This is a genomic window from Pseudomonas sp. P5_B2 (assembly GCF_056400445.1).
The window spans coordinates 1-1,276 of sequence record NZ_JBFULH010000938.1; the positions used below are offsets into that span (position 1 = coordinate 1).

Here is a 1,276-nt window from a genome sequence, read left to right on the forward strand (position 1 = left end):
AGCTTGGGTAGTGATTCATCACGGCCAGTTTTCTCCATCCACAGCTCCAACTGTGATTTGTAAGGGTTAAGCCCTACAGCAGCGGCGGCATCCGAGCTGCCGATGCCTTGTTTACGCACAGCCAGCCAGTCTTCTCGGGGAAGTTGTTTGGTCCCCACCAGACGCAAGGCGGGGCGGGGTTTACTGCAGGATTGTTGCAGCGACTGCGTTTCCATGATGTTTTCCTATCCGGCATAAAAAACGCCCGGCCAGCAGGAGCTGACCAGGCGCCTTAATAGTTGAGTAGGTGAGTGGGGCTAGGCGACGAGTTGCAGCGCTGCGTTCAGTGCGCGCTCCTTGAGGACGGCCCCGGCCCCAAACCACGCAGAGTCCATTCGGTATTCGGTACTCCTGGCGCGTCGCTCGTGATCGACATACTCCGTCACCGCGTTGAGCAAGCCCCACGCAGTACCTTGAGCAGATTCAAGCTTCGCTCCACGACCTTGGCCTTCGTACAGGCCTTGGACTTTGCGCAGTGCGCGCTCATTCGGCAGCACTTCCGGCAGTTTGCTATGGGGGGCTACGTCACACAGCACATTCATGAAGAAGCCTATCGCCTCATGCCATTGCACCTTGCGCTCCGCCAGTGCGCGCATGCGGTACATAAATTCATCCCATTGCGAGACGGCGATGCCCAGTTGTTTCTTCACGGCCTGCGGATCAAAGCGCGTGTTGTGTGGCACCTTGATTGCGCGGGTAGCGCCGCTCAGGGAGATGGTCAGGGTGTTGTTGCAAACGACACGCACGGTGGTCGGGGTCGCGGTGGTGGCTAGCGTACCGTCACAGGAAGTAGCTAACAGAAGATAGCCATTCACCTGGTCGTTGCCCTTCAGCACGGATGTCTGCCCCGTCTTGGCCAGAGCCCAGAACTTGCGGCCACCTTTGAGTATCCCAGCTGTCTCCAACTCGTAGCCGGAGACCTCAGTCAGATCCCGGTAGAACTCCAGCACCTCACGAGGCTGCACAATCTGGTAGCGGTTGGAAACCACCGACAAGGGGGCCTTGGTATCGGAGCGATACAGCACCTTCTGTTCCGGAAAAGAGTGAATTGTGCCTAGGTTGCCGACAGTGTCGGCCTTGAAGTGAACAGGACTTTCCTGAATCTGCCAGTTCATGCCAGCTTCGCGCTGCCAKACTTCCAGGGGTTGCTTTTGCGTCAGGCAGTTACCCAGACCATGCCAAGGGGTAGCGCCAACGTATGCCATTTGTTCGACGAGATGAGCCATGGGAGTGATTC

The 1,276-nt window shown here is 57.6% G+C and carries 2 protein-coding genes; both read right to left on the reverse strand.

From position 1 onward, the window contains the following. On the reverse strand, positions 1-215 hold a 215-nt coding region (locus AC1DRJ_RS28155; protein ID WP_477805022.1), incomplete at its 3' end, for a YqaJ viral recombinase family protein. Positions 216-296: 81 nt separating this feature from the next. Further along, positions 297-1,265 (reverse strand): DUF932 domain-containing protein, encoded by a 969-nt coding sequence (locus AC1DRJ_RS28160; protein ID WP_477805023.1) that lies wholly within the window; start codon positions 1,263-1,265, stop codon positions 297-299. Positions 1,266-1,276 lie beyond the last annotated feature (11 nt).